This window comes from Pseudomonas juntendi (assembly GCF_009932375.1).
Taxonomy (GTDB): Bacteria; Pseudomonadota; Gammaproteobacteria; order Pseudomonadales; family Pseudomonadaceae; genus Aquipseudomonas; species Aquipseudomonas juntendi.
Map to the genome: position 1 here is coordinate 1 of NZ_BLJG01000098.1, position 6,097 is coordinate 6,097.

General features: G+C 65.2%; 6 protein-coding genes. 1 reads left to right on the plus strand and 5 read right to left on the minus strand.

The features are described from left to right. Positions 1-44: 44 nt before the first annotated feature. The 3 genes from GYA94_RS13965 to GYA94_RS13975 all read right to left on the minus strand — a co-directional run bounded on the left by GYA94_RS13965 (position 45) and on the right by GYA94_RS13975 (position 3,754). A complete protein-coding gene (locus tag GYA94_RS13965; RefSeq protein WP_110677855.1) occupies positions 45-992 on the minus strand; it encodes a dihydrodipicolinate synthase family protein in 948 nt (315 codons plus the stop codon). A gap of 44 nt (positions 993-1,036) precedes the next feature. Continuing rightward, the gene (locus GYA94_RS13970; protein ID WP_144187857.1) at positions 1,037-1,963 is read right to left on the minus strand and encodes a 4-hydroxyproline epimerase; all 927 of its coding nucleotides are present in this window, start codon (positions 1,961-1,963) and stop codon (positions 1,037-1,039) included. 174 nt (positions 1,964-2,137) lie between these two features. Beyond that, positions 2,138-3,754: an APC family permease gene (locus tag GYA94_RS13975; RefSeq protein WP_161892518.1), complete on the minus strand. Its 1,617-nt coding sequence runs from the start codon at positions 3,752-3,754 to the stop codon at positions 2,138-2,140. A gap of 376 nt (positions 3,755-4,130) precedes the next feature. Here GYA94_RS13975 and GYA94_RS13980 point away from each other — a divergent pair, with 376 nt between their 5' ends. Then, positions 4,131-4,913 (plus strand): AraC family transcriptional regulator, encoded by a 783-nt coding sequence (locus GYA94_RS13980; protein ID WP_161892519.1) that lies wholly within the window; start codon positions 4,131-4,133, stop codon positions 4,911-4,913. Here the strand turns inward: GYA94_RS13980 and GYA94_RS13985 are convergent. After that, the gene (locus GYA94_RS13985) at positions 4,901-5,788 is read right to left on the minus strand and encodes a LysR family transcriptional regulator (protein WP_047150280.1); all 888 of its coding nucleotides are present in this window, start codon (positions 5,786-5,788) and stop codon (positions 4,901-4,903) included. The two genes, GYA94_RS13980 and GYA94_RS13985, sit on opposite strands and share 13 nt — an antisense overlap. Before the next feature lie 117 nt (positions 5,789-5,905). Beyond that, a partial coding sequence (locus GYA94_RS27920; RefSeq protein WP_218031599.1) for a hypothetical protein occupies positions 5,906-6,097 on the minus strand: 192 nt, incomplete at its 5' end.

Below are 6,097 nucleotides of genomic sequence, written 5' to 3' on the forward strand. Positions count from 1 at the left end.
TCGCGGGCACGCCCGCTCCTACAAGAGACCGCGCAGGCCATACGTCAGGCCAGGTTCTGCTCGGCCGACCAGCTGGCGTACCAGGTGCGGAACAGGGCGTACTGCTGCTCGGCATAGTTGCGCTGGGCGTCGGTCAGCGCGTCGGTCTCGTTGAAATGCAGGCTGTACTCGCGATCGCCGTTGAGCACCATCAAATGCTTGTAGTACAGCACCAGGTCGCAGCCTTCATCGAACGACGACAGCACCGCCAACGCCGCTTCCAGCTCACGCGCCAGGCGGCGGGCGCGGGCGTCGCCCTTGGCCGCCTGCTTGCTCAGGTTTACCAGTTGCAGCACTTCACGCGGCAGGGCGTTGCCGATGCCGGTGATGGCACCGGTGGCGTTGCAGTTGACGAAGCCATGCACCACCTGGGTATCGACGCCGACCATCAGGGTCACGTCGTCGTCCTTGGAGGTGATGTGTTCGGCGGCGTAGCGCAGGTCGGCGCCACCGCCGAACTCCTTGAAACCGATCAGGTTGGGGTATGCGCTGCGCAGTTCGAAGAACAGGTCGGCGCGGGTGGCAAAGCCGTAGTAGGGGCTGTTGTAGATCACGGCCGGCAGCTTCGGTGCCGCGGCGAGAATGGCCGAGAAGTGGTGTTTTTGGGCGATCAGCGAGGCCCCGCGGCTAAGCACGCGGGGGATGACCATCAGCCCGGCGGCGCCAACCTTGGCGGCGTGGGCGGCATGCGCCACCGCCTCGCGGGTGTTCACCGCGCCAGTGCCGACGATGGTCGGGATGCCGGCGCCCACCAGGCGTGCCACGCCTTCCTGGCGCTGGGCCTCGGTCAGCAGCGGCCAGTCGCCCATCGAGCCGCAGTACACCACGGCGCTCATGCCGGCCTCGATCAGTTCACGGCCTTTGCGCACCAGCGCGTCGAAGTCCGGCTTGCGCTCGGCGGTGCACGGGGTCATCAGGGCGGGCATGGTGCCGGTGAAGATGTTGTTGTTCATGCAAGTTACTCCTGGCGAAATTCGGGTGGGTCAAAAGGCGGGGTTCAGATGCCCCAGGCGAATGGGTCCTGTTCGTCGATCAGCAGGGTGCTGTCGGCGGTCATGTAGGCGCGGCCGGTGATGAACGGGCGAATCCGCTCGCCGTCGCGCTGGTAGTGGCCCTGGAACTGGCTGCCGGTGATGCTGGCCTGCACCCAGGTCTGGCCCTCGGCCAGCTTGCCGTCGGCCGCCAGGCAGGCCAGCTTGGCGCTGGTGCCGGTGCCGCAGGGCGAGCGGTCGTAGGCCTTGCCGGGGCACATCACGAAGTTGCGGCTGTCGGCGTTGGCGTCGTCGGCAAACAGCTCGACGTGGTCGATGGGCGCGCCGTGCTCGCCGGTGATGCCTTGCGCTTGCAGGGCGTTGAGCATGGCCCAGGTGTACGCGGTCAGGGCCTCGCGGTTATCCAGTTCAATGCGCTGGCCGTGTTCGGCAACCAGGAAGAACCAGTTGCCACCCCAGGCGATGTCGCCATGCACCACGCCATGCCCGGGCACGTCCACCGCCACGTGCTGGCGGTAGCGGTAGGCGGGCACGTTGGCGACAGTGACGGCGCCGTCTTCATGCAAGGTGGCGCTGACCTGGCCGACCGGGGTGTCGATCTTGTGCACGCCGGGTGCGATCAGGCCCAGGTGCTGCAGCGAAGCGACCAGGCCGATGGTGCCGTGGCCGCACATGTTCAGGTAACCGGCGTTGTTGAAGAAGATCACCCCGCAGGTGGCGTCGGCAGACACTGGCGGGCAGTACAGCGCGCCCACCAGCACATCGTTGCCGCGTGGCTCCAGCAGGCAGGCCCGGCGCCACGGGTCGTGCAGCTCGCGCAGTTCGTCGCGCTGCTCGGCCATGCTGCGGCCATGCAGTTGCGGGAAGCCCTGCATCACCAGGCGGGTAGGCTCGCCGCCGGTGTGGGAGTCGATGACGTGAATCTGTTTCATGGGCCTGTCCCTTGTTTGATCTGTATGGTCATGTGCTGCTGGTGCGGGCCTCATCGCTGGCAAGCCAGCTCCCACAGGTATTGCATTGGCCTCAGGGGTATTGCGATTGCATGCGCCTCAGGGGCAGCGCAGCCCCTGTGGGAGCTGGCTTGCCGGCGATAGGGCCAGTAGCCTTCACCCAGCCAGCGCGGCCGGGCGTTGGCCTGCCAGCGGCTCTTGGCTGGCTTCGCTTTCGTCCTCGCCTTCCAGGCGTACCAGGTGGGCAGGCACGCCGGTAGCGGCACCCCAGTAGTAGATGCCCAGCGCACTGACAGCCACCGCCACCGTGTCGAATGGGTGGCCAAGCACGCTCAGGCCGCCGAAGCTGCCCAGCCAGGACAACAGGATGGTCACCGCGTAGAAGCCGATCAGCCACGCCGAGCTGCGCACTTGCTGGGCCAGCGACAGGTGCTGGGTCGGTACGAAGCGTTTGCATACCAGGTACAGCACGAACATCACGATTTGCAGGGCCAGCAGCCAGGACACGGTATTCCAGCCCGACCAGTACACGATCAGTGCGGCGATGATGAACGACAGGGGGCCCAGCACCGCCATGCCCTTCACCCGGAACGGGCGCGGCATCTCGGGGGCGTTGCGGCGCAGCGCGGCGACACTGACCGGGGCCACGGCATAGCTCAGCACCAGGGCTGCGGACACCACGTTGATCAGCGCCTCCCACGACGGGAAGGGCAGGGTCCAGAACACCGACAGCGCGAAGGTCAGCCACAGCGCCGGGCGCGGGATGCCGGACTCGGCGTCGATACGGGTGAAGTAGCGGAAGAAGGTGCCGGTTTGCGCCCAGCCATAGATCACCCGTGGGGTGGCGTTCATGTAGATGTTGCCGCAGCCACTGGGCGAGATCACGGCGTCGGCCACCACCAGGTAGGCCAGCCAACCCACCCCCAATGCCAGGGCGATATCACGGTAGGGCAGGGCCAGTTCCTTGGTTACGCTGGCCCAGCCGTTGGCCAGCATTTCGGTGGGTACGCTGCCGAGGAAGGCCAGTTGCAGCAAGGCGTAGATGGCGGTGGACAGCAGCACCGACAGGATCAGTGCGATCGGGATGGTGCGCTGTGGGTTCTTCACTTCGCTGGCCACCGAAATGATCGGTGTCAGGCCCAGGTAGGCGAAGATGATGCCACCGGCCGATACGGCCATCTCCACGCCAGACAAACCGAAGGGGGCAAAGCCTTGCACGGTGAAGTTCTGCGGCTTGAAGAAGGTGAACAGCACGCCGATCACCAGCAGCGGCACGATGAACTTGAACACGCTGATCAGGTTGTTGGCCTTGGCAAAGGTTTTCACGCTGCGGTAGTTGAGGAAGAAGAACAGCCCCAGCAAGGCGAACTGCACCAGCCAGCCAAGCACGGTGGGGTCACTGGAGCCGGCCATGGTCAGTTCGGGAAACCAGGCGGCAGCATATTGGCGCGAAGCGACCACCTCGATGGCGATCAGGCTGGAGAAGGCGATCAGGGTGATGAAGCCCATCAGGTAGCCCAGCAGCGGGCCGTGCGAGTACACCGGGTAGCGCACCACGCCACCGGCGCGGGGCAGGGCGGCGCCCAGTTCGCAGTACACGATGCCCAGCAGCAGCACGGCGAAGCCGCCGAGGAACCAGGAGAGGATGCCGGCCGGGCCGGCGATGGCCGAAACGTGGCTGGCGGCGAACAGCCAACCGGAGCCGAAAATGGCGCCGAGGCCGATGAAGGTGAGGTCCAGCAGCGATAACTGTTTCTTGAATTTGCCTGACATGGGTTCGCCTTTTTGTTGGTTATTGGATAGGCAGGTCTGATGTCACCAGGTGCGGCTTTCGGGCCGCGTTCTTGTAGGGCTTGGGCGGCTTGCGTGGGGCATAGAGTGGACCGATCGGGGCGGCGGTTCTTGATGGTTTTCTGCAAGGGGCATGACGAAATCGGCACAGTTGGGAAAAAGCAGTGGTCAGCCACAAGGGTGGGGAATAGGCTGTAGGCCATACCGTATAAGGGCTGTAGGTATGTGTGAGTAGTGCCGGCCTCTTCGCGGGCTCGCCCGCTCCCACAGCTACAGCACAGGATTCGGGATTTGTGAGGTACCTGTGGGAGCGGGCATGCTCGCGAAAGGGCCGACAAAGCCAACAGAGATCGAGCAGATGACCGACACCCCCCTGGCACCCCTCTACCACTCCCTGGACCAGCACCGTCCCGCCTCCCTCGAGGCCCTGCTGGCCGGTGTCTCGCTGCTGCTGCCGATCCTCGACGCCATCCCCAACGCTGCGATCTTCATCAAGGACCCGGCCGCCCGCTACGTGCTGGCCAACAACACCTTGGTCCAGCGCTGTGGCCTGAAGCGCCTGCAACCGTTGCTGGGCAAGACCAGCGCCGAAGTGTTTCCGGCGCAGCTCGGCCCCGGCTACACCGAACAGGACCGGCGCGTGCTGAAGGAGGGCCTGGTGCTGGAAGACCAGCTGGAGCTGCACCTGTACGGCAGCCGCGAGCCAGGCTGGTGCCTGACCCACAAGCGCCCGTTGTACAACCAGGCGGGCGAGATCATTGGCCTGGTCGGCATCTCGGTCGACCTGCAGTCAGCGGCCGACAGCCACCCTGCGTACCAGCGCCTGGCCGCGGTGGACGAACATATCCGCCAGCACTTTCACCAGCCGATAAGCATGCGCGAGCTGACCCGCATCGCGGGCATTTCGGTGGCCCAGCTGGAGCGCTATTGCAAACGGGTGTTCCACCTCACGCCACGGCAGATGATCCACAAGGCGCGCCTGGAGCACGCCCATCGCTTGCTGCATTCAGAATTGCCGATCACCGAGGTGGCCATGTGCTGCGGCTACACCGACCACAGCGCCTTCAGCCGCCAGTTCAAGCAACTGACCGGCTTTACGCCGCGCCAATACCGCCAGGCGACCAGCGATCAGCCCGCCTGAAACAGTGCCTGCGCCTCGGCAAAGCACTGCTCGGCAATGGCCGAACGTGGCTCGCTGCGGCGCAGCAGCAGGCCGACCGGGCTGTGGATCGCGGCGTCGGCCACCGGCAGGATGCGCAAGTGCTCGCTGAGGTCTTCCAGGCCGCAGTCCAGTGGCATGATCGCGCAGCACATGCCGGTGTTGATGGCCTGAATCAGTTGGAAGCTCGAATCGCTTTCCAGCACCGCATTGGGCTCCAGGCCACGGCTGCGAAAGCTCAGGTCCAGTGACTGGCGGTAGTGCATGCCTTTGCTCAGCAGGCCCAGCGGAATGTCGCCGAGTTCGTCCCAGCGCAAGCTGTCGCTGGCAAACCGGAAGTGCCGGGTGTCATGCAGCAGGCCCATGGTGGTGATGCCCAGCTCGATCACTTCAAAGAAGCTGGTGTTGACCTGGTCCAGGTAGCAGATGCCCAGATCGAGCTGGTTGCGGCTAAGGCCGTCGATGACCTGTTCCGAGCTCAGCGAACTGAGCTGGAAGTGCAGCTCCGGGTATTTTTCCCGCAGCGGCAGCAGCAGGTGCATGGGGTTGAAACTGGCCAGCGGCACCGTGCCCAGGCGCAGGCTGCCGACCACCTGGCCCCGGCAACTGGCGGCTTCGGCCTGCAGGCCGTCGTGGGCGGCCAGCAGGGTGCGCGCCCAGGCCAGAATGCGCTCGCCGGCTTCGGTAAAGCCTTCAAAGCGCTGGCCACGTTTGACCAGCACCAGGTCCAGTTCGTCCTCCAGGTTGCGCAGGCGCATGGACAGCGTCGGCTGGGTGATGTGGCACAGCGCCGCCGCCTGGCCGAAGTGGCGGGTCTGGTCGAGGGCGATGAGGAACTTGAGCTGCTTGATGTCCATGGAAGTGCCTGGCATGCGGGGTGTGTTGACCTTAACCAACTCTGCGGTGGCTGGCCATTGTTAGATGCTGCCTGGGCGGGCCCTGTCGCAGGCAAGCCAGCTTCCGCTGGGATCGCGTCAGGGCTGACAGGTGTTTGTCACAAGAAATGCAGGGCCTGTGAGATCGAGCGCCGCCCGCGCGGCGCATCGCGAGCTGCGCTCGCTCCTACGTTTGTTTCGGGCCAGTAACCCCTGTGCCAGGTGCGCGCGACCGCCTTGTTCGTACGGCGCGATATTGAGGCATGCGCCAAGGCGTTCAAACAACGCACA